At 67.0% G+C, this 25520-nt stretch carries 24 protein-coding genes; 17 read left to right on the top strand and 7 right to left on the bottom strand.

The genetic code is table 11. The features are described from left to right. Window positions 1-117 precede the first annotated feature (117 nt). Window positions 118-777, bottom strand: coding sequence for a response regulator transcription factor (locus EAH76_RS09750; RefSeq protein WP_161989011.1), 660 nt, complete (start codon window positions 775-777; stop codon window positions 118-120). A gap of 562 nt (window positions 778-1339) precedes the next feature. On the opposite strand from EAH76_RS09750, the gene EAH76_RS09745 reads away from it, so the two are divergent. The 7 genes from EAH76_RS09745 to EAH76_RS09715 all read left to right on the top strand — a co-directional run bounded on the left by EAH76_RS09745 (window position 1340) and on the right by EAH76_RS09715 (window position 7712). Next, entirely contained in the window at window positions 1340-1990 is a 651-nt protein-coding gene (locus tag EAH76_RS09745) for a response regulator (protein WP_161989010.1), read from the top strand. Window positions 1991-1994: 4 nt separating this feature from the next. Further along, complete coding sequence (locus EAH76_RS09740) at window positions 1995-3509, top strand: PAS domain-containing sensor histidine kinase (protein ID WP_161989009.1); 1515 nt, start codon at window positions 1995-1997, stop codon at window positions 3507-3509. A 328-nt stretch (window positions 3510-3837) separates the two neighbouring features. Next, the gene (locus EAH76_RS09735) at window positions 3838-4248 is read left to right on the top strand and encodes a Csu type fimbrial protein (protein ID WP_140850009.1); all 411 of its coding nucleotides are present in this window, start codon (window positions 3838-3840) and stop codon (window positions 4246-4248) included. A 67-nt stretch (window positions 4249-4315) separates the two neighbouring features. Continuing rightward, window positions 4316-5011 (top strand): fimbrial biogenesis chaperone, encoded by a 696-nt coding sequence (locus EAH76_RS09730; protein WP_161989008.1) that lies wholly within the window; start codon window positions 4316-4318, stop codon window positions 5009-5011. An 11-nt stretch (window positions 5012-5022) separates the two neighbouring features. Then, a complete protein-coding gene (locus EAH76_RS09725; protein ID WP_140850007.1) occupies window positions 5023-6195 on the top strand; it encodes a fimbria/pilus outer membrane usher protein in 1173 nt (390 codons plus the stop codon). Window positions 6196-6240: 45 nt separating this feature from the next. Next, a complete protein-coding gene (locus EAH76_RS09720) occupies window positions 6241-7272 on the top strand; it encodes a fimbria/pilus outer membrane usher protein (RefSeq protein ID WP_140850006.1) in 1032 nt (343 codons plus the stop codon). Further along, window positions 7269-7712: a Csu type fimbrial protein gene (locus tag EAH76_RS09715; RefSeq protein ID WP_161989007.1), complete on the top strand. Its 444-nt coding sequence runs from the start codon at window positions 7269-7271 to the stop codon at window positions 7710-7712. The genes EAH76_RS09720 and EAH76_RS09715 overlap by 4 nt, the downstream gene beginning before the upstream one ends. An 83-nt stretch (window positions 7713-7795) precedes the next feature. Here EAH76_RS09715 and EAH76_RS09710 read toward each other — a convergent pair whose 3' ends face one another. Beyond that, the gene (locus EAH76_RS09710) at window positions 7796-9004 is read right to left on the bottom strand and encodes a carbohydrate porin (RefSeq protein WP_241659619.1); all 1209 of its coding nucleotides are present in this window, start codon (window positions 9002-9004) and stop codon (window positions 7796-7798) included. A 72-nt stretch (window positions 9005-9076) separates the two neighbouring features. Between EAH76_RS09710 and EAH76_RS09705 the strand changes: the two genes are divergently transcribed. Next, window positions 9077-10966 (top strand): methyl-accepting chemotaxis protein, encoded by a 1890-nt coding sequence (locus tag EAH76_RS09705; RefSeq protein ID WP_241659618.1) that lies wholly within the window; start codon window positions 9077-9079, stop codon window positions 10964-10966. 69 nt (window positions 10967-11035) lie between these two features. Here the strand turns inward: EAH76_RS09705 and EAH76_RS09700 are convergent, their stop codons facing one another. Then, window positions 11036-12343, bottom strand: a complete 1308-nt coding sequence (locus EAH76_RS09700; RefSeq protein WP_241659617.1) for a phospholipid carrier-dependent glycosyltransferase — start codon at window positions 12341-12343, stop codon at window positions 11036-11038. 93 nt (window positions 12344-12436) lie between these two features. Here EAH76_RS09700 and EAH76_RS09695 point away from each other — a divergent pair, with 93 nt between their 5' ends. From EAH76_RS09695 to EAH76_RS09675, 5 genes are all read left to right on the top strand, one after another. Further along, a complete protein-coding gene (locus EAH76_RS09695; RefSeq protein WP_140850003.1) occupies window positions 12437-13642 on the top strand; it encodes a trans-sulfuration enzyme family protein in 1206 nt (401 codons plus the stop codon). After that, a complete protein-coding gene (gene apaG / locus EAH76_RS09690; RefSeq protein ID WP_140850002.1) occupies window positions 13639-14037 on the top strand; it encodes a Co2+/Mg2+ efflux protein ApaG in 399 nt (132 codons plus the stop codon). The genes EAH76_RS09695 and apaG overlap by 4 nt, the downstream gene beginning before the upstream one ends. 127 nt (window positions 14038-14164) lie before the next feature. Beyond that, entirely contained in the window at window positions 14165-14956 is a 792-nt protein-coding gene (locus tag EAH76_RS09685) for a LysR family transcriptional regulator (protein ID WP_140850001.1), read from the top strand. Further along, window positions 14953-15489 carry a GNAT family N-acetyltransferase gene (locus EAH76_RS09680; protein ID WP_140850000.1) on the top strand — a complete coding sequence of 179 codons (537 nt, stop codon included), beginning with the start codon at window positions 14953-14955 and terminating at the stop codon, window positions 15487-15489. The genes EAH76_RS09685 and EAH76_RS09680 overlap by 4 nt, the downstream gene beginning before the upstream one ends. Further along, window positions 15486-15761 carry a hypothetical protein gene (locus EAH76_RS09675; protein WP_140849999.1) on the top strand — a complete coding sequence of 92 codons (276 nt, stop codon included), beginning with the start codon at window positions 15486-15488 and terminating at the stop codon, window positions 15759-15761. The genes EAH76_RS09680 and EAH76_RS09675 overlap by 4 nt, the downstream gene beginning before the upstream one ends. Here the strand turns inward: EAH76_RS09675 and EAH76_RS09670 are convergent. The 3 genes from EAH76_RS09670 to parE form a co-directional block, all read right to left on the bottom strand. After that, the gene (locus tag EAH76_RS09670; protein ID WP_140849998.1) at window positions 15758-16954 is read right to left on the bottom strand and encodes a tetratricopeptide repeat protein; all 1197 of its coding nucleotides are present in this window, start codon (window positions 16952-16954) and stop codon (window positions 15758-15760) included. The two genes, EAH76_RS09675 and EAH76_RS09670, sit on opposite strands and share 4 nt — an antisense overlap. Window positions 16955-17049: 95 nt before the next feature. Further along, the gene (locus tag EAH76_RS09665; RefSeq protein ID WP_241659616.1) at window positions 17050-18369 is read right to left on the bottom strand and encodes a serine hydrolase; all 1320 of its coding nucleotides are present in this window, start codon (window positions 18367-18369) and stop codon (window positions 17050-17052) included. 112 nt (window positions 18370-18481) lie between these two features. Beyond that, entirely contained in the window at window positions 18482-20464 is a 1983-nt protein-coding gene (parE, locus tag EAH76_RS09660; RefSeq protein WP_140849996.1) for a DNA topoisomerase IV subunit B, read from the bottom strand. 160 nt (window positions 20465-20624) lie between these two features. Between parE and EAH76_RS09655 the strand changes: the two genes are divergently transcribed. Beyond that, window positions 20625-21494 (top strand): outer membrane protein, encoded by an 870-nt coding sequence (locus EAH76_RS09655; protein WP_140849995.1) that lies wholly within the window; start codon window positions 20625-20627, stop codon window positions 21492-21494. Between the two features lie 172 nt (window positions 21495-21666). Here EAH76_RS09655 and EAH76_RS09650 read toward each other — a convergent pair whose 3' ends face one another. Continuing rightward, window positions 21667-22416, bottom strand: a complete 750-nt coding sequence (locus tag EAH76_RS09650) for a GcrA family cell cycle regulator (protein WP_140849994.1) — start codon at window positions 22414-22416, stop codon at window positions 21667-21669. Window positions 22417-22479: 63 nt separating this feature from the next. On the opposite strand from EAH76_RS09650, the gene EAH76_RS09645 reads away from it, so the two are divergent. From EAH76_RS09645 to EAH76_RS09635, 3 genes are all read left to right on the top strand, one after another. Further along, window positions 22480-23328, top strand: coding sequence for an ABC transporter permease (locus tag EAH76_RS09645; protein ID WP_431357978.1), 849 nt, complete (start codon window positions 22480-22482; stop codon window positions 23326-23328). 54 nt (window positions 23329-23382) lie between these two features. Beyond that, window positions 23383-24090, top strand: coding sequence for an efflux RND transporter periplasmic adaptor subunit (locus EAH76_RS09640; protein ID WP_140849993.1), 708 nt, complete (start codon window positions 23383-23385; stop codon window positions 24088-24090). Between the two features lie 120 nt (window positions 24091-24210). After that, complete coding sequence (locus EAH76_RS09635; protein WP_140849992.1) at window positions 24211-25410, top strand: aspartate aminotransferase family protein; 1200 nt, start codon at window positions 24211-24213, stop codon at window positions 25408-25410. Window positions 25411-25520: the final 110 nt, after the last annotated feature.

The following is a 25520-nucleotide window of genomic DNA, read 5'->3' as shown; positions in this document are numbered from 1 at the left end:
CGGGCGCGCGTCATAGCTGTGGAAAACGCCGCCGACAGCGTAACGAAGACTTAACCATAATATTATGACCTCCATGGCGGGTGTGCCGTGCCCGCGTCGGAGCCGCGAAAGCAGCGGTTAGAGCGGCTCGGCGGGGAGGGGGTCGAGCCCGCCTGCGATCGCGAGCCGGATCGCGGCGGAAAAGCTGGTTTGGCCGAGCCTTTCCATCATGCTCGCGCGGTGCATCTCGACCGTCCGGTTGCTGATCTGCAGGCGGTACGCGATCAGCTTGTTGGGCAGCCCGGCGACCATCAGTTCGAGCACCTCGCGTTCCCGCGGGGTCAGTTGCTCAAGCTTGCGTCGCGCGGCGCGGCGGCGTTTGTTCGCTTCATCGGCATCGCGCGAGACGACCATTGCGGAGTCGATCAGTCCGATCAGCACGTCTTCGACGTAGGGCTTTTCGATGAAATCGACCGCCCCCAATTTCATCGCGCGCACCGCGCCGATGACGCCGCCGAACCCAGTCACGACGATCACCGGGAACGCCGTCTCGGTGGCGATGATCGCCTGCAGCACGTCGAAACCGCCGACATCGGGCATCTGCAGATCGAGCAACACGGCGCCGCGTGGAAGATCGGGCAGGGCATCGAGAAAGTCCGAGCCGCCCGCAAACACGCGCGGTTGAAACCCGGCGGCGGACAGCATGAACCAGGTCGAACTGCGGACCTGGGCATCGTCGTCGACGATATAGACGATCGTGGGGCGCGGTAGGGTCGTGGCGAGCCTCTCAGATGTCATGGGTAAGGTCGTACGATGGATGATCCGCCGGCTCAAGCAGCCGGGTCGGCGCATCCGACGAAAAATACCGCGGGATCAGCTGGATACACGAGCCGATCGCATGGTGCGGCACGTCGCAAGGCGGCGCCCCCCTGGGGCGGGCGCCGCTGCGCTCGAGATTGGCGCTGTCCGCAAGTCGTCGTCGTGGCAAGGAACCGAAAGATCTGACAATGATCATCCTGAGATAGGACCAGATCGGTACAAGTAATATAGATCGACTGATCAGCGCAACCTTTCGGAATAACAAGACGTTATACCCTAGATCCTGTAGCGTAGCGACCCCTCTCCAATATTTTAAGGGTTGATTAAGGATGCCGAACCGATCCGTTGTTGATCCGATAAGTTGAGGGATACGGTATCCACGAAATATCTGACGTGACCGTCGCTCTGGAAATCCTATTGGTCAATTTCTGCGGTATGCCCGATTGCCCACTGTCGATCAGTGCGGTCGGCAGACACCCGGTATTGTCCCACCATCCGAACGAAGACGTCCGTGGTCACCCCCTTGCCCGAGGACACTGTTTTGCTATTCAGTCCCATCACCGTACCTCCTGTCTATCTTGTCGATGACGATGCCCTCGTTCGCGAATCGACCGCCTTTCTCCTCGGCACGATCGGAATCGGATGTCGCGCCTTTGACGACGGCGCCGCGTTCCTTGCCGAGATCGAGGATCTGCCTGACGGCTGTCTGCTGATCGATCGCGTGATGCCGCACGTCAGCGGTCTTGAGGTCATCCACCGGCTCAATGCGCTCGACCGCAAGATGCCGATCATCCTGATGACCGCGGCGACCAGTGCGTCGCGGCTGCGGCTCGCCGAAAACATCGGTCCCCATGCGCTGCTCGAAAAGCCATTCGACGAGACCGCGTTGGTGTCCGCGCTCGAAAGCGGGTTCGAGGTGCTGGCCTCCGGCTCGGAAACCGATGCGACGAGCGCCCGCGATGCGGTTGCGCTGCTGACGCCGAACCAGACGCGCATCCTGCGCGGGTTGATCGCCGGGATGGACACCACCGCGCTGGCGCGGCGAATGAGGGTCTCCGAAACGCTCATTCGCCGCGACCGGGTTGCGCTCAAGGCGCGGATCGCGGCGACCGACGTGCACCATGCGATCGCGATCGGAAAGCGCGCCGGACTGGTGCCGCTGCAGCCCGATGATGCGTGGAACGGCGGTTAAGACCGTGACCGACCAGGCTGAGCGATCCGCCGCACTCGAGGAGCTCTATCGCTTCACCATGCGCATCAATCGCCAGATTCCGTTCGTCGCGGATGCGGGGGGGGCGGTGCTCTGCATCGATCCGCTCTGGGGGGAATGGGCGGGCGCGGCGCCGTCCGAGGCGCTGGGTTTCGGGTTTCTCCACTATATCCACCATGACGATCGGTCGATGGTGAAAGTCGCCTGGATCGATGCGATGGCGCATGCCGACGCGTTCCTGCTCGATCATCGCGCGCGGATGGCGGACGGATCGTATCGCTGGTTCCGCTGCGCCTCCGAGAAATATCAATTGCCCGGCGAGCCGCTGCGCTGGCGCGGTTTGCTGACCGATATCGACGAGCTCTGCCGCGCGCGCACCGCCGCGCAGGACAGCGAAGCGCGCTTTCGCACCGCCGCCTTTGCCACCCGCGACGTCATCTGGGATCTCGATCTCGCAACCTCGACCGTTACCTTCAGCGAGTGCCTGGCGACGGCGCTGGGGTACGATGCCTCGCATACCAGCGCGGCATCCTGGTGGCGCAAGCAAGTCCATCCCGATGATATCGACCGGGTGACGCAAGCCTTCCGGGCATGCCCCCCAGGCGAGCGGTGGATCTGCGACTATCGGATGCGCCGGGCAGACGGCAGCTATATGCCGATGCAGGCGCGGGCCTTCATCCTGCGCGATGCGCATGGGCGCCCCGTCCGCGTCACGGGCGCGCTGACCGACCTGACCGAGGAGCGGGCGACCAAACGGCGGATCGAGCGGCTGCAATCCGAGATGGCGGACAGTTCGCGATCGGGCGCGGCGGCAGCCTTCGCGATGCTGTCGCATGAACTCAATCAACCGCCGACCGCGCTGGCGAATTTCGTCCGGGGCGCGCGGCGGCTGCTCGAGCAGGACGATCCGACCGCACGCGACCGCGTTCTGATGGCGATGGACGCGGCGGCGGCGAGCGCCTCGGACGCCGGCGCGATCGTCCATCGGCTGAGCGATCTCGTCTCGCACGGGGAGGGACGGTTGTCCGCGCAGAACCTGTGGGAGGCGGCGAACGACGCTCGCGCGCTGACCTGCCTCGACACCGCCGGCGGCGGGGTCCGGATCGAGATCGCGGGCGACCTCGGCGATCTGGAGGTGATCGGCGATCGTCTCCAGATCCGCCAAGTGTTCCTGAACCTGTTTCGCAACGCGGTCGAGGCGCTGATCGACACCCCCGATCCGCGCGTTTCGGTGTCGGTGGCGCCGGCGGGTGAGTTCGTGCGCGTCGCGGTGATCGACAACGGGCCGGGTTTCGGCGCGAACAAGCCCGAGGCGCTGTTCGCGCCGTTCACCACGACCAAGGCGAATGGCGTCGGCCTCGGCCTTTCGATCTGCCAGATGATCATCGAGGCGAACGGCGGCGAGATCCGCGCGGAGCCGCATCCTGTCGGTGGCGCGGCATTTTATTTCACCGTGCCGCAGACCGAAGGGCGCAGCGACGCCGACGCTTCGATCGGCTGAGATCACGATCGCTTCGTCTCGCCGATGCGATGGCGAGGAACCCGCGACATCGCACGTTGCATCGTTCGCGGTAATCCTCGTTCGTGCAGTCTGAACAAGAGGTTAACGCGGCAGGCGGTATTCCCCCGAGCTTATTGTGCGCAGCGTCTTGCGGCACTGCGAGGTGCGCGGTGGGCTCGATGCGAGCGCGTCGTCGCGATCACCAACGGGAGACTTTCATGTCCACTACCTCGATTTTTTCGCGCCCGCTGCGCATCGCCCTTCTGGCGACTGCCGCAACCGTGGCTGCTGCGGCTGCCCCGCTTCGGCGCAGACGGCAACCTCGACGATGGATATCGGCGCAGTTGTCACCAACAGCTGCGTCGTGTCGACGACGGCGATCAACCTCGTCAACGTCGATCTCATCAGCACGGCCGCGCGCGACGCGACCGGCGGCATGGCGGTCACCTGCACCAACGGTGCTGGTTGGTCGGCAGCGGCGGATGCCGGCAATGGCACCGGCGCAACCCCTGGCGCGCGCCAGATGGTGAGCGGTGCCGACGTGCTCGATTATGCCCTGTACAGCGACGCCGCCCGGACGATCCTCTGGGGTGACGGCACCGCCGGCACGCAGGCGATCGCCGACACCGGCACCGGCAGCGTCCAGAACAAGGTGATCTACGCCAGCGTTCTGCCAGGCCAGGTCACGGCGCATGCCGGTACCTATGCCGACCAGATCAACGTCACCGTCACCTACTAAAATGCCGATCCGTCACCGCATCAGTCTGACGGGCGGGGGTGGTCGTGTTCGCACGGCCACCCTTGGCATGGCGTTGGCCGCGCTGGCTTCGCTTGGCGCCGTCCCCGCCGATGCCAGCACCTTCCAGGTCAACCCTGTCGTGCTCGAAGTGCCCGCGGGTGGCCACAATGCCGTCTTCACGATCCGCAACAGCGAAACCGATCCGGTCTCGGTCCGCATCCGGCTGTTCCGCTGGACGCAGCGCGACGGCGAGGATGTCTATGAGCCGAGCGAAGCGCTGATCGCATCGCCGCCGATTCTCACCATTCCCGGCTCGGGCTCGCAACTCGTCCGCGTCGGCCCGCGCGGCGCCGCGCTCTCGGGGGCGTATCGCGTGATCCTCGAAGAAATTCTCCCGCCCCCGGTCGAGAAAGGCCAGGTCCGGCTCGCGCTGCGCCTGAACCTGCCATTGTACATCATGCCGCAAAAGGGTGCGAAGGCCATGCTGCGCTGGTCGGGCTGGCGCGATGCCGGCGGCAAGATCGTCCTGCAGGCGCAGAACGATGGCACGCGCTACCAGACCGTCGTGTCGATAGGCACCGTCGCTGCGGCAAACACCGAGGTGCCGCTCAGCGCGCGGTTCGGCGTGGTGCTCCCCGGCGGCACCCAGCGCTGGAGCGTCGGCGCGCATCCCGAACTCAGCGGCAACGGCCCGTTCGAGCTGAGCATCCGCGGCGGTGACGGTCTCGAAACCCGCGCGCCGGTGACGCTGGGTCCGCGCTAGGCCGCTCGCGCATGGATGCAGCCCCGATAGCGGAGGTCCAGCCCGCGGCGCCCGACACGCTGCAGGCGGCATGGCTTGCCGTGACGATGAACGGCGTCGCGCAGGCCGATGTGATGGTGCAGCGGCGGCAGGGACGCGTCTATGTCCCGGCGGATGCACTGCGCCGCTGGGGCGTCGAGATGGCGGGGCTGGCGATCGTCGAGCTCAACCATCAGCCCTATGTCGCGCTGGGCGGCGACGGGCTCGCTTATAGCATCGACGAATCGACCCAGGCGCTGGCGCTGAGCATCGCGCCGGCGCGACTGGTGGCGACGTCGGTGCAGGCGCGTCGCACGTCGCACGGGGCGGTGGCGCGCAGCGGTTGGGGCGGGTTTGTCAATTACGACGTGCTGGCGGACCGGAGCTACGGCGCCAGCACGGTGAGCGGGCTGTTCGAAGTCGGCCTGTTCTCGCCGCTCGGCTCGGGCTCGACCACCGTCGTCGCGCGATCCTCGGGCTCCGGCGCGAAGGTCGTGCGGCTGGATTCGGCCTGGACGATCGATGATCCCGACCGGTTGCGATCGCTGCGGATCGGCGACAGCATCAGCCGCGGCGGGATCGGCGGGACACCGCTGCGCTTCGGCGGCGTGCAGTTCGGGCGCAGCTTCGAGACCCAGCCGGGCTACGTGACGCTGCCGCTGCCCTCGCTCAACGGCTCTGCCGCGCTTCCGTCGGTCGCCGATGTCTATGTCAACAATGTCCTGATGGGGCATCAGGACGTCCGGCCCGGCCCCTTTGCCATCACCGACGTTCCGGTGGTCAGCGGGGCGGGGCAGGTCAGCCTGGTGGTGCGCGACATGCTCGGCCGCCAGACGACGATCAGCCAGTCGTATTATACCTCACCCGAACTGCTGCGCGCCGGGCTCGACGACTATTCCGCCGAGGCGGGGTTCGCGCGGCGCGATTACGGGACGCGCAGCTTCGATTACGGATCGTTCTTCGCGTCGGCGACCTATCGCTATGGCCTGTCCAACACGCTCACCGGCGAAGCGCATGGCGAGCTGACGCCGAGCATCCAGCAGGCCGGGGTGGCGGCCGATTTCGTCGTGCCGGGCGTTGCGCTCGTCTCGCTCGGTGGCGCCGCAAGCCATGCGTCCGGCGGCGTTGGCGCAATGCTGAGCGCGGCGATCCAGCGCAGCGGATAGCGCATCTCGTACGGCGTCACCGCCGAGCTGCTGAGCGATGCGTATGTGACCTACGGATCGTCGTCGCGGACCCCGCGGCGTTCGGCCACGGCGTTCGTCGGGATGCCGTTCCGCTTCGGCTCGGTCGGCGGGTCGTTCAGCACGCGCAGCTACCGCACTTCGCGCGGGCTCGAGATCGCCAGCCTGAACGCGACGATCAAGGTTTCGCGCTTCGCGACGCTCAACCTGGTCGGCAGCAAGACCTGGGGCGCGGTCGCCGACACCGCGCTGCAACTGCTCGTGATCGTACCGCTGGGGCGGCGAACGTCGGCCACGGCGGGCGTGCGGACGCATGGCGACGGGCAATCGGCGACCGCGACGTTGCAGCGCAATCTCCCGGTCGGGACGGGGGTCGGCTATCGGCTCGCGGGCGAGGTCGGCGAGGTCAACCGGCTCGACGGCGAGGTCGCGCTGCAGACAGGGTTCGGCACCTATACGGTCGAGGGCAGCGCGACCGATCAGGGCGGCGGCGTGCGGGTCTCGGCGTCAGGCTCGATCGGGATGATCGACGGCAGCGTGTTCGCGGCGCGGCAGCTGACGCAGAGCTTCGCCGCGGTGCGCGTCGGGGCTTTCCCCGATGTCGGCGTCTATGCCGACAACCAGCTGGTCGGCCATACGGGTCGCAACGGTCTGATGATCGTCCCCAATCTGCGGATGTTCGACGACAATCCTATCCGCATCGAAACCGACGACCTGCCGATGACCGCGCAGCTCGCCACCGACAAGCAGAGCGTCCGACCGCCGCGGCGTGCCGGCGTCCATGTCGATTTCGCGGTCGCCGACAATCGCGATGCGATGCTCACCGTCGTGCTCGCCGACGGATCGCCGCTGCCCAAGGGCCTGCGCGTCGTGACCGGCGGCGGCGAGAAAACGATATCGGCGCCCGGCGGCGAAATCTATCTCGCCAGCTTGCGCGCCAAGAACACCGTTACGGTCCAGCTGGAGAAGGCCTTGTGCAGTTTCGTCGTGACGCTTCCCGCCGGGGGTGCCCCGCAGCCGCGGCTGGGGCCGTTCACATGCGTGCTCAAACCCGCATGACATGGGCCCGATCGCTCGGCGGCGCGCTGGCGTTGCTGTTCGGGTGCGTGGAAAGCCGGCCAGCGCTGGCGGCGAGCTGCAGCGTGTCCTCGTCGGGCGTGAGTTTCGGGGCCTATGATCCGGTCGATGCCGCCGACACCCGCGGCACCGGCATGATCCGGCTGAGCTGCGACCAGTCGGTCAACGCCACGGTCGCGCTTAACGGCGGGGGTGCCTCGTCGCTCGACCATGTGATGCGCAACGGCACCAGCGAACTCGCCTATGACCTGTATGTCGATGCGCAGCGCGCCGGCGTGTGGGGGGATGGGACGGGCGGATCGCAAACCGTGTCCTTCAACGGCACCATAGTCGATCGCTCGGTCTATGGCGCGATCCGGGCGCGGCAGCGGGTGACCGCCGGGAGCTATACCGATGTGATCACGCTCACCGTCACCTATTGAGCGCTCGAACCCGCTCGAAAACCGTCCGCCCTGCACGCCGTCGGTGGTACTCGCCGCGTTACCACGTCGCTTTCCGCGGGCCGTCATCGGCGCGCGAACGCCGCGATGATCCGCAACCCGAAGACCAGCGTGCCGCGCGCCGTGCCCGAGCCATGGGCCCGGCGGATATATTGCACGTCGGGCTGGACCGACAGGAAGGGTGCGACGCGGTCCTGATAGGTCAGTTCCAGTCCGGTTTCGCCCGCGCCCGGACGATCGCCCGCGTCGCGCAACTGCGCCTTCATGCCCGAGGACAGCAGCGCATGCGCCACGCCAATGGAGAGCTGCCCGTCGGGCCGCCCCCGGATGATCCCGTTCGCGAGCAGACCTGCCTGGAACCCGCCGCGAAACGGCGTCGTCGCACTGTCGGACACGCCGGCCCGCACGAACATGGAGAGGCCCCGCGCATCGCTCCCCGACAGGCGTTGATCGAGCAGGACATAGGCGCCGCGCGCGATCCGGCGGATCGGCGCGCCGGTCAGATCGACCGCGTAAAGATCGTCCTGTCGCCGCGTGTATTGCCATAGCCCGAGCGCGAGCTTGCCACCGCCGCGCGTGCTGCCGCCCTCGGCGATCAGCAACGCGCCTTCCTGCATCGTCAGATCGACGCCGTCGTCGTCCCCGAGGACACCGGCGCGCGCATCGACGACGGCGGCGCGCAGATAGGCAGACGGCGTCACCGCGATATTGAGCCGGGCGGTGAGCGCCGTCGACGGGAAGATCGACGGGCCATTGGGGCCGGTCGCCGCGAATTCCGAACCGATTCCGAACGCCGGAGCGATCAACAATCCTGCGGCGTCGTTCTGATAGAAATCGGCGTTGAGATCCGACAGGCCGACCAACAGCGAGAGCCGATCGTTCGCGAAACCTTGCTCGATCCACGCTTCGTAAAGCTTGGTGCGGCCGTCGGCGACTTCGATATTGTCGATGCCCTGCAAGGTGCCCGCAAAATCGTTCATCGCGCGTCCGTGATTGCTCAGCAGATGGACGTGAACGCGTGCGCCGCGCCAGCCGACCAGTCGGCCCAAATCGCCCTCGGCGGTCAGCTCGAGATTGCCGAGCACCCCCGCGCCACGCTTGTCGCCGCCGGCCGCCACGTCGATGACGTCGAAGACATAGCGACCGTCGAGCGTGATCGCGCGCGGCGGCGGTGTCGTTTCCGCCGCGGGGGATTGAGCGAGCGCGGGGCCTGTCCAACCGCCTATTGCAGCGATAAAGTACCAGAAAATCAGAGGTTTATAGGCTATCTTCATCATCAATCGCCCGACTGGGGTAGTTCTTCCTATTATAGGATGAATTCCCCCTTGGACGGAGTGCGCGGGTCGATGACTTCCTCAACGATGATGCAGGTACGCAGCCAGATGTCGCTCAGCCGAGCGATCCGGTTGTCGGGCGCCGCCTTGTTGGCCTTGATGGTCGTGTGCGGCGGCACCGGAATCGGCGCTGCGTGGTTGCAATCGAGTTCCTTCGCCCGACAGGATGAAGCGGCATCGCTGCTCGCCAACCATGAATTGGCCGACATGATGCACGATGCCGTCCGCTCCGACATTCTGGCGATCCTGCAGGCGGCGGATCCGCAAAGCGGGCTCAAGCGCAAGGACATCCAGGCCGATTTCGACGACCATGTGAAAGAGCTCCGCAAGGGGATCGCGGCCGATGCGGCGTATCGAGGTTCGGCCGACGTCGAGGCGGTGACATCGCAGCTTGCCGCGCCGATGGAGACCTATGCCAACGCGGCGGCGCGCATCTTCACGGAGTCCGAAAACGATCCAGCGGCGGCAAAGCGCGACCTGCCAGCCTTCTTCGTCCAATTCCGCATCCTCGAAACCTCGATGGGCAAGGCATCCGACGCGATCATCGCGCATGCCCAGGAGACATCCGCCAACGCCAGGAAGCTCGGCACCTATGCGATGGTCCTGCTCGTGATCGTCCTGGCGGTCGGGGTCGCGGGCACCTTTGCCTTTGTGCGAATGGCGACGAGCCGGGTCGTTCGCCCGATCGAAATCCTCGCCGGGACGATGCGCGAGTTGGGGAGCGGTAACCTCGACGTCGCGGTGGCCGGTGCCGATCGCGGCGACGAACTGGGTGACATGGCCAAGGCGATGCTGGCGTTCCGCGATCAGCTGCAGGCGGCCGAGGCGTCGAAACGCGCGCAAGCGCAGCTCATCGTCGAAAGCCTCGGCACCGCGCTTACCGCGCTGGCCGAGGGCGATCTGACCGCGACGGTCGATGCAGACCTTCAGCACCCGTTCACTGGGCTCAAGGACAATTTCAACAGCGCGGTCGGCACGTTGCGGACGCTGATCGGTTCGGTCGCCGAAAGCGCTGCGACGATCCGGACGGGCTCCGACGAGATCGCGCATGCGAGCGAGGATCTGGCGCGGAGGACCGAGAATACTGCCGCAAGTCTCGAGGAGACGGCGGCGGCGATCGCCCAGATGGACAAGCGGCTGCAGGCGACGGCGAGCGCCGCGGCGCGCACCGTCGATCGTGCCGACGGCGCGATGACGACCGTCGCGAGCGGTCGCGCGGTCACCGACGAGTCGGTCCAGGCAATGCTGCGCGTCAGCGAAAGCGCGAAGGGAATCGACGACGTGATCGAGGGGCTCGACAAGATCGCGTTCCAGACGCGTGTGCTGGCGATGAACGCCGCGGTCGAGGCCGGGCGTGCCGGCGATGCCGGGCGGGGATTCGCGGTCGTCGCCGATCTCGTCTCGGCGCTCGCGATGCGTGCCGAGGAAGAAGCCGGCCATGCGCGCGAACAGCTCACCGCGACCCAGGCCGAAATCGGCACCGCGGTCAGCCGTGTCCAGCAGGTCGACGGCGCGCTGTCGGACATCTCCAATGACGTCGGCGAAGTCCACAGGCTGCTGGCCGACATCGCCGCCGACAATCTGGCGCAGTCGACCAGCGTGACGGAGGTGACCACCGCGGTCAATTCGATGGACCGGGCGACGCAGCAAAATGCCGCGATGGTCGAACAGGCGTCGGCCTCGGCCCGAAACCTCGCGTCCGAAGCCGTCGGGCTTGCGCAGCAGACCGCGAAATTCACGATCGGTCGCGGCGGGCACCAGCATGCGCGTCCGGCCGCGGCGCCAGCGGCGCACGCTCCCGCGCGCCCGGCCAAGCTGCCGAGCCCGGCCAAGGCACCGGCGCGAGCCATGCCTGCGATCGCGGTCGCCGCAGGTGGCGGCGACGACTGGACCTCGTTCTGAGACGGGGTTCTGAGACGGGGTTCTGATGACGGGGTTCTGCTGAAGGGCTGCGGGGCGAATACGGGCTGGCTAGACCCAGCTCGGAAACCAGGTCCACACCCGGAACGCCTTCGGTCCCCATAACGGGACCCCCGAAAGGATCGGATAGAAGACCGCGAACAGGGCCACTGCGGCACCGAGCACCGCCATGTCCCACTGCCGCCCCCGCCGGAACCGGTCGAGCGCCACCGCGAGCGCGACGCACAGGAAGATGCTCGGCAGATAATAATAATAAAAGAAGCCGAGCGATTTGGGGATGACGATCCACACGACATAGCTGCCGATCCATAACCCCGCCGCCGCGAGCAACCGCAGATCGCGCGCGCGCACCCCGCGATACAGGCACGCCGCGATGGCGACGAGCCCGCCCCACAGGATGGCGAGATTGCCGATCATCAGCACGCCGCGCTGCGCGCCGTCGGTGCGTTCGTAGAGATACCAGATCGGGCGGAGCATCAGAGGCCAGCTCCACCAGCGCGACTGATAGGTGTGGGATGGGAGCACCTGCGTCTGCTGGCCGTACATCGTGAGCTGGAACGGCAACAGCGTGCGCCATGTCAGCGGTTCGATCGTGTAGAAGAAGGCCGGCGCGAAGGTCGCGAAATAGGTCGCGATGCTCACCACGCCGAGCATGAGGATCGCCGGGATCGCCGCCATGCCCGGCCAGTGGCGGTGCCGCCCCCGCGCCGGTTGGGCGTTGAGCGCGGCATAGACCGAGCGGCCGGTGCGCTGCGCCTCGGCGAGCCGCACGACGACGAAACCGATCGCGGCATAGGCCACGAACGGCGCTGCGATCCACTTCGCCGCGACCGCGAGGCCGAGCAGCACGCTCCCCAGGATCCAGCGGCCCCACGCGCCGCGTGACGTTTCGGCGCGCATCGCCCAGAGCAGGCTGGCGACGCCGAGCAGCGTGAACGCCGCCATGAAGCCGTCGAGCATGGCGATCCGCGCCTGGACGAAGACGGTAAAATTGAACAGCGCGAACAGCGCGCCGAACACTGCGGGCCGCACGCGACCGAGCATAAGCCACACGATCGCGAATACGCCGAGCACCGTCGCGGTGCCGGCGAGCGTCGAGAAGAAGCGCCACCCCAGGCTGTTGTCGCCGAGCAGCAGGATGCCGCCCGCGATGATCTCCTTGGCGAGCAACGGATGCTCGATGTTGCGCGGCCCCGACAGTGCGATCAGCATCCGTGCGGCGGGGACGTAATGGACCTCGTCGAACATCAGCTTGGTCGGGACCGTCAGGCGATAGCTGAACAGCAGCTGCGCGAGCAGCGCGATCAGCGCCGCCGCGCGATACGGGCTGGTCGCGGTTTTGGGGGAGGGGGGGCTCACCCGCCTTTCTATCCAGCCGAACAGCGTGGCTTTCAAGCGCGTACACGCGCACCCCATTGACGCACCACCCTTGCCCCCGGCAAAGCAACGCCCATGAAACGTCGCACCGGCCAGGACCAGAGCATCACGCGCCAATGGCGCCCCGCTACGCAAGCCGTGCGGGGTGGTACCGCCCGCAGCGAATTCGGGGAGACGTCCGAGGCGATCTTCCTCACTTCGGGCTATGCGTACGACTGCGCCGCCGACGCTGCCGCGCGGTTTGCCGGCGAGCAGCAGGGCATGACCTATTCGCGGTTGCAGAACCCGACGGTCGAGATGCTCGAGGGCCGCATCGCGCTGCTCGAAGGCGCGGAAGCGTGCCGCACGATGACGACGGGCATGGCGGCGATGACCGCGGTGCTGCTGTGCCAGTTGCAGACCGGCGACCATGTCGTCGCGGGCCGCGCGGCGTTCGGCTCGTGCCGCTGGCTGGTCGATACGCTGCTCCCCAAATTCGGGATCGAGACGACCGTCGTCGACGCGCGCGATCCGCAGCAGTTCGCGGATGCGGCGAAGGCGAACACCAAGGTGTTCTTCTTCGAAACGCCTGCCAACCCGACGATGGATATCGTTGACCTCAAAGCGGTCTGTGACATTGCGCGGGCGCGTGGCATCACCTCGGTGGTCGACAATGCGTTTGCAACGCCCGCGCTCCAGCGACCGATGGAGTTCGGCGCCGACGTCACCGCCTATAGCGCGACCAAGATGATGGATGGGCAGGGGCGCGTGCTCGCGGGTGCGGTGTGCGGGACCGAGGATTTCATCACCAACACGCTGCTGCCCTTCACGCGCAACACCGGGCCGACGCTCAGCGCGTTCAACGCCTGGGTGGTGCTCAAGGGGCTCGAGACGCTCGACCTGCGTATCCGCCGGCAGAGCGAGAACAGCCTCAAGGTCGGTGCGTTTCTGGAATCGCGCGTGCCGCGTATCCTCCATCCGGGGCTTGCCAGCCACCCGCAGCACAATCTCGCGATGTCGCAGATGGACGCGTGCGGGCCGATCTTCGCGTTCGAAGTCGCCGATCGCAAGCAGGCGCACGGCCTGCTCGATGGCCTCAACCTCGTCGATATCTCGAACAATATCGGCGATTCGCGCTCGCTGATGACGCATCCGGCATCGACCACGCATTACGGTGTCGCCGAGGACAAGCGCCTCGAAATGGGCGTGACCGAGGGGCTGCTGCGGTTGAACGTCGGGCTCGAGGATGCGCAGGACGTGATCGACGATCTCGATCAGGCGCTGACGGCGGTCGGCCTGTGAAGGCGCTGTTTCCCTACGTTGCCGAGACGCGCGGCGTGGTCGTCCGCGTCGCGGTCAGTTTCCTGCCCGAACAGTCCGAGCCGGCGCGCGGGCGCTGGTTCTGGGCGTATCATATCCGCATCGAGAATGCCGGCGTGATGGGCGTGCAGCTGTTGACGCGGAACTGGATCATCACTGATGGCCGCGGCGCGCGCCATTCGGTCGAGGGCGAGGGCGTGATCGGCGAGCAGCCGATGATCGCGCCGGGCGAGAGCTTCGATTACGTCTCGGGCTGCCCGCTCTCGACGCCGACCGGCTCGATGCTCGGCAGCTATCGCATGATCGCCGAGGACGGTTCGGCGTTCGACGTCGATATCCCGAAATTCGCCTTGCTCGCGCCTGCGGTGGGGGCGTGAGGGCGCGCGCGCTTATCCCCCTCCCGCTTGCGGGAGGGGTTAGGGGAGGGGCGTGCCTCAGGCGCAGCGCTTCGAATAAGGCACTTCCTTCCCCCAGCCCCTCCGGCTTGCGGGAGGGGAGCGAGACATGAAACGCACGCATCTCCCGCTCAACGGCCTGCGCGTGCTCGATGCCGCCGCGCGGCACCTGAGCTTCACCCGCGCTGCCGACGAGCTCGCGGTGACCCCCGCCGCGGTCGGGCAGCAGATCCGTGCGCTCGAGGATACGCTCGGCGTCGTGCTGTTCCGCCGCACCACCAAGGGGCTCGAACTGACGCCGGAGGGCGAGGCCGGGCTCGCGCCGCTGCGCCACGGTTTCCTGCAGTTCGAAGAAGCCGTCCGCGCGATGCAGGCCGGCCAGACGAGCAAGTCGCTGACGATCGCCGCGCCGCGCGACCTGACCGAGAAGTGGCTGATGCCGCGCCTTGCAGATATCGCGCGCGCCGATGGCGAGCTGCGCTTTGTGCTGATCTCGGCCGACGAGACGATCGACTTCACCGAGGCCAATCTCGATCTCGCGATCCGCTGGGGCGATGGCCCGGGCGGGCATGAGGGCGAGGCGATCGCCTCGGCCGGCATGGTTACGGTCGAGCGCGCCGGCGGCGGGGTCGATACGCGGATTGCCTGGCCCGGCTGTATCGACGACGAGTCGCCGTCGCTGGTGCGCGTCGGCGATGCCGGGCTCGCGCTCGATGCCGCGGCGCAAGGGCTGGGGCGCGCGACCGTGCCCGAACTGCTCGCCGCCACCGATCTCGCGAGCGGGCGCGTCGTCGCGTTGGGCGAGGCCAAGGCCTACCGGCTCGGCTATTGGCTCGTCGCGCCGACGCCGCAATGGCGCCAGAAGAAGGTCAAGACGCTCGTCGCCGCGCTGACCACATGAGGTCGGTGCCGGTTCTGGAAACAGCTCGGCTGCGCCTGCGCGAGCGGACGCCAGACGATGCCGACGCGTTGTTTCCCATCTTCGCCGATGTCGACGCGATGACCTATTGGTCGACTGCACCCCATGACTCGGTCGAACAGACGCGTGCCGAGCTCACCAAGCCGCCCGAACGCGACGCCACGTGGCGCGCCTGGGCGATAACTCTTACCGATGACGATCGCGCGATCGGCTTCGTCTGGGTCGGAGAGAAGCGCATTGACGTCTGCGAGATCGGTTACATGCTCGCCCGCGAGCATTGGGGCTGCGGCATTGCGCGCGAAGCGGTGCGTGCGGTGCTCGACCAGCTCTTCCGCGTCGAGCGGCAGCGCCGCGTGTTCGCCGATACCGACCCAGACAATACGCCCTCCAACGCGCTGCTCGCAACGCTCGGCTTCCAGCGCGAGGGTCTGCTGCGAGCCGAGTGGGAAACGCATATCGGCATCCGCGACACCGTCCTGTGGGGCCTGCTTGCCAGCGAATGGACCGATCGATGACACAAGACCAGGCCGCCGCGCCGCCGCCCAATCTCAACGACCCTGTAGAGCGCGCCGCCTACAAGGCCGAGCTGCGCATGGTCGCGCGGCCGATCCGCTGGATGGGCGTCGCGCTCGCCGTCGCGGGCGCGCTGCTCGCCGCTTTGCGGGCGCGCTACTGGCCGCAGGTGCCGATGATCCTGCCGTTGTTCCTGCTCGGTGTGGCGGCGCTGCATCTGCTCGCCGGGATCGTCGTGCGGGCGAAATATCATCAGGCGCGGATGCGGCGCTAACGCGGTTTGGGCTCGGCCGGCGGTGGGTTGCGCGACAGGTCGAGAATCTCGATCGTGGGGATCGGCGAGCGGACGCGGATCCGCGAACCGGTCATCGTCGTCCAGCCCGCAGTATAGGTATAGCGCTCGACGCGGGGGATCGCCTGTCTGCCGGTCGCGAGCGGGGCGTAGCGGCGCCCGGCGATCGCGGTCAGGATCGGCTTGATCCAATTGCCCGAAAGCGTCGGACTCTGGCGGAGCACTTCGGCATCGCTGGTCTTTCCGTTAGCGTCGATTTCGAAGCCGACATCGACCCATTGCCCTTCGAAATCGCCGATCGCCATCTTGTTGAGCGTCTCCCCATCCGCGGTTTCGCGGCCCGACAATTCGGGTTGCTGGATTTTGGGCGCATAGAGCAGGATCGGGATCTTCGCATCGACTGCAAGCGTGCGATAGGTATCGACCAGCCGGTCGATCGCCCCCGGATCGCCCTTTTTGACGGCGAGTTTGGCCTTCAACAGCCTCGCTGCACCAACGAACGGCGCAGCCGCCGGATCGTGCAGCGCCATAACCTTGTCGCACGCCGTGAGCGCGGCCGAGAAAAATGCGTCGTTACGAGACTGTGACATCGCCATATAAGCCGCGGCGACGCGCAGCAGCGCATTGCCCTCGACCTGCGCGAGTTGAAGATCGTGCGCCCGGTGCGCGACGGTCTGATACAGATCGATCGCGCCGTCGGACCGCCCGGTCTTCAAATAAGCATCGGCAAGTTCGATGCGTGCGTCGAGCACGCGCGGGTCGGTCTCGGGCATACCCGCCTTGAGCGCGCTGATGACGTCGAGCGCGCCAGAGCGATACGCGCCTTGCTCGCCGAGATGCGCCGCGACGCGCGAATGGGCACGCAGCAGGTCCGAGACCGCGACCGGGTAGCTCTTGGCATGACGCTGGTTGCGGCCGATCGATTTGAGCATGACCGTGCGCGCGGCCTGATAGTCGCCCGCGACGAACTGCGTTTCGGCAACCGCGAGCGTTGCGGCGATATCGCGGTCGGGCGGGCAATGCTGCTCGAGGCAGCGCGCGAGCGCGGCCTCCGCGTCCTTGAGCGAGGCTCCCGTCACCACGATGTCGGGGCCGGTGGTGGGCACGGGCTTGGCCTGCTGCGCAGCCGCGGGGGTCGCGGCGGTCAGTGCGAGGAGCCAGAGCAGTCGAACCATCGCAGCGTCCCCCATCGTAATCGTGCCACAGCGTATGTCGGCTTTTGCGTCGGGTCCAGCGCTCACGCGCCCGACATGCGCGGAATATGGCCCCTTTATTCGTGGCTTGCGATCAAGTCGGCAGCCCGGCTCACCAGCCCCACGAAACGCGCCTCATCGACTGCGGCCGCGGGATTGTTCCAACTCGCCGCCAGCGCATACCAGCCGCCCGCCTTGGAGCGCAGCAACAGCGTCATCTCGATCACGCCCGGCTCCGACCCGCCCTTGTAACCGACATACCCCCAGCGCGCCGCCTGCGCCGGGCCGATGCCGGAGTTGATCGCGAGGATCGCGCGCGCCTCGGCGCCGGGGCCGGTCTCGGTGTTGCGGCGGATCCAGTCCATCGTGCGGACCAGGTCGGCGGGGCTCGCGAACCATTCGATGTCGAGCATCACCGGCACGCCCCGCTGGAACATCCGCGGGTCGATCGCACTCAAAGGCGTCGCGGCGATTTCCTTGGCGAGCAGCGCGCGACGGCCGCGTTCGTCGAGCGTCAGCCAGCGCTTGCCGAGCGCGCCGCCCGGCGTGCCCTTGAGCTTGAAGATGTCGAGCGTGCTGAGAAAGGGGCGGTTGCGCGCGGCATGGTGCCAGCCGATCACCGGCAGCATCGCCTCGACCTTGGCGCGGCTGAGCGCAGCGAGCAGCACGTCGGTGGCGCTGTTATCGCTGACCGAGATCATCTTCTGCACAAGCTCGCGCAGCGTCACCTTGGTGCCCGCCGGTTTCGCGGTGTAAAGACCGCCCGGAAGGGGCGCGCCGTCGAGCGTCACCAGATCGTCCCACCGCCGTTCACCGGCATTGGTCGCACGGATCGCCTCGGCGAGGATGGCGAGCTTGAACGCAGAGCCGATCGCGAAATCGGTGTCGGGTTTGCTCGCCCCGAGCGGTTGCGGTGCGCCATCGCCGAGCCGCGCGACAGAGAAGCCTGCGGTGCCGGGCAGGGTGGCGACGGTCGCCGCGATCGCGTCGAGCGCCGCCTCGCCCGATGTCGTGCCAGTGACCAACAGACCGATGATCCGATACGGCGCCGCAGGTGTGATCACCATCGTCATCGCGACCGTGCCGCGTGCGTAGCGCACCGCGATCAGCGCCTTTTGCGGTGTCGCCGCGGTCAGCATTTCGATCGCCAGCGGTTGGCCGAAGCCATCCGACAATTGCTTGGCGACCGCGCGGATCCTGGCGTCGGGCAGTTGCGCGAGGAAGGTCGGGTCGAAGCTCGTCGCGGTATCGCCGCCGCCGGCGAGGATGCCGAGCAGCGCCTCGGCGCGCATCCGTAGCGGATCGCTCGGTGTCGGGGCCGCCGCCGGGGCCGTCTGGGCGAGCGCGGGCGGGGTGGATGCGACCAGCGCCAGGGCCAATGCGAAGCTGCGAATCACGTTTCGTCTCCTGCCGCACGGCACGGCTGGCGGAGAGTAGCGCAGGATAGCACAAGCGGAAATCGTTGCGCGTCCGTCGCTTGCAGGGCAACAAAGACCGCCGCTGCAACGCTCAGGCGTCGATCGCCGCCTCGTCGAGCCGTGCGGCGTTTTCCTGGATGAAGGCAAAGCGGTGCGCGGGGTTGGTGCCCATCAGCCGGTCGACCAGGTCCTTGGTCACCGCGCGGCCCTCATATTCCTGCGGCAGCGTGATACGCAGCATCGCGCGCGACTTGGGGTCCATCGTCGTTTCGCGCAGTTGCATCGGGTTCATCTCGCCGAGACCCTTGAAGCGCCCGATCTCGACCTTCTTGCCCTTGAACTCGGTCTTTTCGAGCAACTCGCGGTGCGCGTCGTCCATCGCGTAGAGGCTCTTGGTGCCAGAGGTGAGCCGATAGAGCGGCGGCTGTGCGAGATAGACGTGCCCAGCGCGCACGATCTCGGGCATTTCCTGGAAGAAGAAGGTCATCAACAACGTCGCGATATGCGCGCCGTCGACGTCTGCGTCGGTCATGATGACGACGCGTTCGTAGCGCAGGTTCTCGGCGACGCAGGTCTTCCGTGTGCCGCACCCGAGCGCCTGGATCAGATCGGCGATTTCCGAATTGCCGGCGATCTTCGCCATCGTGGCGGAGGCGACGTTGAGGATCTTGCCGCGGATCGGCAGGATCGCCTGCGTCTTGCGGTCGCGCGCCTGCTTGGCCGAGCCGCCGGCCGAATCGCCCTCGACGATGAAGATCTCGGTGCCCTCGGGGCCGGCCGAGGCGCAGTCGGTGAGCTTGCCCGGCAGGCGGAGTTTGCGCGCGCTAGTGGCGGTCTTGCGCTTGACCTCGCGCTCGGCCTTGCGCGCGAGGCGTTCGTCCATCCGCTCGATGACATAGGTCAGCAGCGCCTTGCCGCGCTCCATATTGTTGCTGAGGAAATGGTCGAAATGGTCGCGCACCGCTTTCTCGACCAATGGCGTCGCCTCGGGGCTCGAGAGCCGATCCTTGGTCTGGCTCTGGAACTGCGGCTCGCGGATGAAGACCGAGAGCATCAGCTCGCTCCCGGTCATGATGTCCTCGGCCGAGATGTCCTTGGCCTTCTTCTGCCCGACGAGCTCGCCGAACGCGCGGATGCCCTTGACCAACGCGTTGCGCAGGCCAGCCTCATGCGTGCCGCCGTCGGGGGTCGGGATGGTGTTGCAATACCAGCTGTATGAGCCGTCGCTCCACAGCGGCCAGGCGACCGCGCATTCGACGCGACCGGCGCTGCCTGGGAAATCCTGGCGGGTGACGAAGAAGTCGGTCGTCGCGCATTCGCGCGTGCCGATCTGCTCGCGCAGATGGTCGGCGAGGCCGCCGGGGAATTGGAACACCGCCTCGGCCGGCGTGTCGTCGCTGATCAGCTCGGGCGCGCATTTCCAGCGCAGCTCGACGCCGGCGAACAGATACGCCTTGGAGCGCGCCAATTTGTAGAGCCGCGCCGGCTTGAAGTGCATCTCGGGCCCGAAGATCTGCTCGTCGGGGACGAAGCTGACAGAGGTGCCGCGCCGGTTGGGGGCGGCGCCGACATGCTCGAGCGGCCCCAGCGTCTCGCCGCGCGAGAAGCGCTGGCGGTAGAGCTCACGGTTGCGCGCGACCTCGACCACCGTGTCGCTCGACAGCGCGTTGACCACGCTGACGCCGACGCCGTGGAGGCCGCCGCTCGTCGCATAGGCCTTGCCCTCGAACTTGCCGCCCGAATGGAGCATCGACATGATCACTTCGAGCGCCGACTTGCCGGGGAATTTGGGATGCGGGTCGACCGGCATGCCGCGGCCATTATCGACGATCACCAATTTGTTGCCGACATGCAGCTCGATCTCGATCCGCGTCGCATGGCCCGCGACCGCCTCGTCCATCGCATTGTCGAGCACTTCGGCGGCGAGATGGTGATAGGCGCGCTCGTCGGTGCCGCCGATATACATGCCAGGCCGGCGGCGGACGGGTTCTAACCCCTCGAGCACCTCGATCGAGGAAGCGTCATAATCGGTCGGCTGATGTTTCGGGGTGGCGGCGAACAGGTCTTCGGACATGGTACCGCTATAGGGCCGCGGTGGCGCCGCTGCCAACTGCCGCGTCATACGAAACCAGTGTGATATATTAACATCAACATGACAGAATGTTCATGTTGATGCGGCCAAAGCGTCCCTTCGCACGTCTCTCCGGCGCTGATCCAGCTGTTCAGGAGTTTCCATGCGTACCAAATCTCTGCTCTCCGCCGCGACGATGCTCGTTGCCGGCCTCGCGTTCGCCAGCCCCGCCATGGCGCAGGAAGCCGATCCCAAGCCGTTCGACGGCCTGTATGTCGGCGGCACCGTCGGCTTCGACGCGCAGCCCAACGATACGCGCTCGGCGATCCTTTTCGACCGCAACCTCGACGGCGCGTTCACCGAATCCGTCGTCACCGCGACCGGCGCCAACGCCTTCGCTCCGACCACTGCGCAGCCCGGCGCCGGCTTCTGCAACGGTCGCGCGACCAGCAGCGGGAAGCTGACGGGTTGCACCAACGACAAGGACAATATCAGCTATTCGGGCCGCATCGGCTTCGACAAGCAGTATGGCCATCTCGTGTTCGGTGTCGTCGGTGAGTTCGGCAAGAGCGAAGTGCGCGACAGCGTCTCGGCGTTCAGCACCACGCCCGCCAGCTACACGATGACGCGCAAGATCGATTTCAACGCCAATGCCCGCCTGCGCGCCGGCTATGCGTTCGACAAGACGCTGTTCTACGCGACCGGCGGCGGCGCCTATGCCAAGACCAGCTCGAGCTTCACCACGAGCAACACCGCCAATGCCTTTGCCGACAATGGCAGCAAGCATGACGCGTGGGGCTTCGTCGCAGGCGGCGGCATCGAGCAGAAGCTCGGTCGTCACTTCTCGATCGGTCTCGAGTATCTATACAACCAGTATAACGACGACGATTACCGCGTCCGCGTGACGCGCGGTACGGGGCCGGCGACCAACCCGTTCGTGCTCGCGCCCAACACCACGGGCACCGACTTCCGTCGCAATGATCCGAAGTTCCGCTGGAGCACCGTCCGCGCGACGGCGAACTTCCGCTTCTAGAATTCTTCGACCGTCACCCCGGGCTTGTCCCGGGGTCTACCGGGACGCCTGGTCTGCCCTGGCGGTTCGCGCGGCACGGTGGACCCCGGCACAGGGCCGGGGTGACGAAGTAAAGAAAAAGGGGCGCCCGGCATCTGCCGAGCGCCCCTTTTTTGTATCCGCTAGAAAGCGATCAGCGTGCGCGCGGGCCGCCGAACGGCAGCGGCGGCGCAGGGCGGCGATCGCGGCGCGGGAGCTGCGCCTGATACGCATGGCCGCAATGCCCGACGCAATACGGGAAACCGGGGTTCACCTTGTCGCCGCAGAAGTGGAAGTCGGGCTCGCCCGGGTGACCGATCGGCCATTTGCAGATCTTGTCGTTGAGATCGAGCAAGGTCGTCTTGCCCGCCATTTCGGGCGAGGGCTTGGCCGGCACGAGACGGCGCGGCGGCGCGGGCGTGATCGGCGCCTGCTGCTCGCCGGGCGCCTGGCGCAGGAAGCCGCCGGGGCCGACCGAGCGCAGGATCGGGGGCGCGGGACGCACGACGGCGGGCGCGGCGTCGGCCTCGTCGGTGTCGTCGTCGCTATCGGCCTCGACTGCGATTTCCTCTTCTTCCTCGTCCTCGACCTCAGCGACCGGGGGCGCTGCGACGACCGCAGGACGCGGGGCAGGGGGGGCTGGCTTGGGTGCCGGCGCGGGCGGGGCTGCGGCCTTGGGCGGCGCTGCCGGAGCGGGCGCTGGCGTCGGCGCAGGTGCTGCGGCGGTGGCGGCAGGATCGTTCGGCTTCACCGGCGAGGGGCGCGACTGCAGGCCAAGGCGATGCGCCTTGCCGATGACGGCGTTGCGGCTGACGCCACCCAGTTCCTCGGCGATCTGGCTCGCGGTCTGGCCTGCTTCCCATCTTTTGCGCAGCGTATCGATGCGTTCGTCGGTCCAGCTCATTCAATTTTCCCAATCGTCATGCCGGGGTTGCGGGCGGCGGCGGCAGTCTTTAGCGACACCCCCATGAGCAGCCAGCCCCCAATCGGCGAAATTCGTCCAATGATGAACGCTCCCGGCGTTCCGGTCATCCGGAATGTCAATTGGGGCGGTCTTCGAACGCTCTATATCAAGGAGGTGCGCCGTTTCTTCAAGGTGCAGCTGCAGACGATCTGGGCGCCGGCGATCACGACCCTGCTGTTTCTGATCATTTTCACCGTCGCGACCGGCGGAAAACGCCCCGTGATGGTTGGCGGTGTCGCGGTTCCCTTCGCCGATTTCATCGCGCCCGGGCTGATCGTGATGGGGATGCTGCAGAACGCGTTTGCCAATGCGAGCTTCTCGCTGCTGGTCGGCAAGATCCAGGGAACGATCGTCGATTATCTGATGCCGCCGCTGTCGACCGCCGAATTGCTCGTCGCGATGGTCGGTGGCGCGGTGACGCGCGCGATCTGCGTCGGGCTCGCCGTTTCGCTCGCGATGGCCTTGTGGCCGGGCGTCCATATCGTGCCGCATCACCCGCTCGCGATCCTGTGGTTCGGGCTGCTCGGCTCGGCGTTTCTCGCGCTGGTCGGCGTGCTGACCTCGATCTGGGCGGAGAAGTTCGATCATGCCGCGGCAGTCCAGAACTTCGTGATCGCGCCGCTGACGCTGCTGTCGGGCACCTTCTATTCGGTCGATACGCTCGCGCCCGCCTTCCGCGCGTTCAGCCATGTGAACCCGTTCTTCTACATCATCTCGGGCTTCCGTTACGGCTTCCTCGGCACCGCCGATTCGCCCGTCCTGGTCGGCGGCGCAGTGATCTTCGCAATCGACGTCGCGCTCGGGATCCTGTGCTACGCGCTGCTGCGCTCAGGCTGGAAGATCAAGAACTAAGGGGCGTTTCTTTTGCAGGCGAATCGCGTATCGCCCGGCCAAGAGGAGTCGGCGATGCGGATTTGGATCGGATTGGGAATGGGCCTGCTCGTCGCTGCGTGCGGCAAGCCGGAGCCGCGCCAGTCAGCGACCGCGCAAGCGCCGCAGGCCCCACAAGCCCCGCAGGTCCGTATGGCGCAGGTCGGCGGCACCGTCTTTGCCGCAACCGTCACAGGGCCGGGCAAGGTCGTTGCGCGCGCTGCCGAGGCCATTCCGGGCCGCGCGGTCCCAAGCACGAAGGGCGCGCCCAACGGCTTCAGCCTGATCGCGACGCTGCCGGCCGATGCCGCGGCGCGCGTGACGCTCGGCGCGACCGCGCAGGTCCGTTTTCCCGCTTTCGCCTATGACGTCGTCGTCGGCCGCGTCGTGAAGATCGCACCGGGGAAGGATGCGACCTCCGAGGTCGAAATCACCTTGCCCCGCGATTCGCGCTTCGCCGCCGGCCAGTCCGCCAGCGCGCGGATCATCGCCAAGGGCGCCGGCACGACGATGCTCGCGGTCCCGCCAAGCGCGATCCTCGGCCCGCATAGCGGCGCGGCGGCGGTCTATGTCGTCGATCTGGCGAGCGCGCGGGTGCAGCGGCGCGCGGTGACGCTCGGCGAACAGACGCCCGACGGCATCGGCGTGAGCGCAGGGCTGCAGAAGGGCGAATGGGTCGCGCTGACGCGAGTCGATCAACTCCACGACGGCATGAAGATCGCGCCGGTCGGTCCGTCGCAATAGCCTCGTCCGGGCCTATAACCCGCGGGTTGCCGCACGGTGTTGCGCTTGCGGCGGCATCTTCGTAAAACGGGACTCGGGCGACCGGTTGGGTCGCCCTTTTGCTTTTTCAGGAGACGGCCCGTGTCGACCCCCGCTTTGATGCCTGTGTACCCGCGGTGCGGCGTACGCCCGGTGCGAGGCGAAGGCTGCTATCTGTACGGCGAACAAGGCGAGCAATATCTCGATTTCGCCGCCGGCATCGCGGTCAACGCGCTCGGCCACGGCCACCCCAAACTGGTCGAGGCGATCGCCAAGCAGGCAGCGACGCTGATGCACGTGTCGAACCTCTATGGCAGCCCGCAGGGCGAGCATCTCGCGCAGCGGATCGTCGAGAATTCGTTCGCCGACACGGTGTTCTTCACCAATTCGGGGACCGAAGCGGTCGAATGTGCGATCAAGACCGCGCGGCGCTATCATTTCGTCACCGGCGATCCGCAGCGCACCACGCTGATCACCTTCAACAACGCCTTTCACGGGCGCACGATGGGGGCGATCTCGGCGACCAACCAGTCCAAGATGCGCGACGGCTTCGAGCCGCTGCTGCCGGGCTTCGCCTATGCGCCGTTCAACGATCTCGAGGCGGCGCTCGCGCTGATCGACGATACGACCGCGGGCTTCATGGTCGAGACGATCCAGGGCGAGGGCGGCGTCTCGGCGGCGACGACCGAATTCCTGCAGGGCCTGCGCAAGGCATGCGACGAGCATGGCCTGCTGCTGGTGCTCGACGAGGTCCAGTGCGGCTATGGCCGGACCGGCAAGATGTGGGCGTATGAGCATTACGGCGTCACCCCCGATATCCTGTCCTCGGCCAAGGGCATCGCCGGCGGTTTCCCGCTCGGCGCGTGCCTCGCGACCGAGGAAGCGGCGAAGGGCATGGTGTTCGGCACGCATGGCTCGACCTATGGCGGCAACCCGCTGGCGATGGCGGCGGGCGAGGCGATCCTCGACGTTATGCTCGAGCCGGGCTTTCTCGACCATGTCACCGCGATGGGTGACCGGCTGCGCGCCTCGGTCGAGCAGATGATGCCCAATCATGACGACATGTTCGACAGCCTGCGCGGCAAGGGGCTGATGTTCGGGATCAAGCTCAAGGACGCGGTCGTCGCGCGCGATTTCGTGGCGCATCTGCGCGATAATCACGGGCTGCTGACGGTGTCGGCGGGCGAGAACGTCGTCCGCGTGCTGCCGCCCCTGGTGATCGAGGAAGCGCACATCGCCGAGTTCGTCCAGAAACTGAGCGACGGCGCGCGCAGTTTCGCCCCCGTGGCGGTGGCTGCGTAACGAGAAACGCCCTCTCCCTTTGGGAGAGGGAAGGGGCCCGCCCGGCGCAGCCGGGTGGGAAGGGTGAGGGCAGCGCACGCCGACACCCTGTCCTCACCCTTCCGCGGCTT

The organism is Sphingomonas glacialis (assembly GCF_006439055.1).
Lineage (GTDB): Bacteria > Pseudomonadota > Alphaproteobacteria > Sphingomonadales > Sphingomonadaceae > Sphingomonas > Sphingomonas glacialis_A.
Note: the sequence above shows the minus strand (reverse complement) of the source record. Positions and strands in the feature narration are given on the sequence as shown.

Bases quoted from the DNA above. Each gene is read 5' to 3' on its own strand.
- EAH76_RS09695 (WP_140850003.1), top strand. From the start codon at position 12,437: ATGAAACGTCGCACCGGCCAGGACCAGAGCATCACGCGCCAATGGCGC.
- EAH76_RS09685 (WP_140850001.1), top strand. From the start codon at position 14,165: ATGAAACGCACGCATCTCCCGCTCAACGGCCTGCGCGTGCTCGATGCC.
- EAH76_RS09710 (WP_241659619.1), bottom strand. From the start codon at position 9,004: ATGAAGATAGCCTATAAACCTCTGATTTTCTGGTACTTTATCGCTGCA.
- EAH76_RS09725 (WP_140850007.1), top strand. From the start codon at position 5,023: ATGGATGCAGCCCCGATAGCGGAGGTCCAGCCCGCGGCGCCCGACACG.
- EAH76_RS09640 (WP_140849993.1), top strand. From the start codon at position 23,383: ATGCGGATTTGGATCGGATTGGGAATGGGCCTGCTCGTCGCTGCGTGC.
- EAH76_RS09675 (WP_140849999.1), top strand. From the start codon at position 15,486: ATGACACAAGACCAGGCCGCCGCGCCGCCGCCCAATCTCAACGACCCT.
- EAH76_RS09645 (WP_431357978.1), top strand. From the start codon at position 22,480: ATGAGCAGCCAGCCCCCAATCGGCGAAATTCGTCCAATGATGAACGCT.
- EAH76_RS09750 (WP_161989011.1), bottom strand. From the start codon at position 777: ATGACATCTGAGAGGCTCGCCACGACCCTACCGCGCCCCACGATCGTC.
- EAH76_RS09670 (WP_140849998.1), bottom strand. From the start codon at position 16,954: ATGGTTCGACTGCTCTGGCTCCTCGCACTGACCGCCGCGACCCCCGCG.
- EAH76_RS09715 (WP_161989007.1), top strand. From the start codon at position 7,269: ATGACATGGGCCCGATCGCTCGGCGGCGCGCTGGCGTTGCTGTTCGGG.
- EAH76_RS09730 (WP_161989008.1), top strand. From the start codon at position 4,316: ATGGCGTTGGCCGCGCTGGCTTCGCTTGGCGCCGTCCCCGCCGATGCC.
- EAH76_RS09650 (WP_140849994.1), bottom strand. From the start codon at position 22,416: ATGAGCTGGACCGACGAACGCATCGATACGCTGCGCAAAAGATGGGAA.
- EAH76_RS09655 (WP_140849995.1), top strand. From the start codon at position 20,625: ATGCGTACCAAATCTCTGCTCTCCGCCGCGACGATGCTCGTTGCCGGC.
- EAH76_RS09680 (WP_140850000.1), top strand. From the start codon at position 14,953: ATGAGGTCGGTGCCGGTTCTGGAAACAGCTCGGCTGCGCCTGCGCGAG.
- EAH76_RS09705 (WP_241659618.1), top strand. From the start codon at position 9,077: ATGACTTCCTCAACGATGATGCAGGTACGCAGCCAGATGTCGCTCAGC.
- parE (WP_140849996.1), bottom strand. From the start codon at position 20,464: ATGTCCGAAGACCTGTTCGCCGCCACCCCGAAACATCAGCCGACCGAT.
- EAH76_RS09735 (WP_140850009.1), top strand. From the start codon at position 3,838: ATGGATATCGGCGCAGTTGTCACCAACAGCTGCGTCGTGTCGACGACG.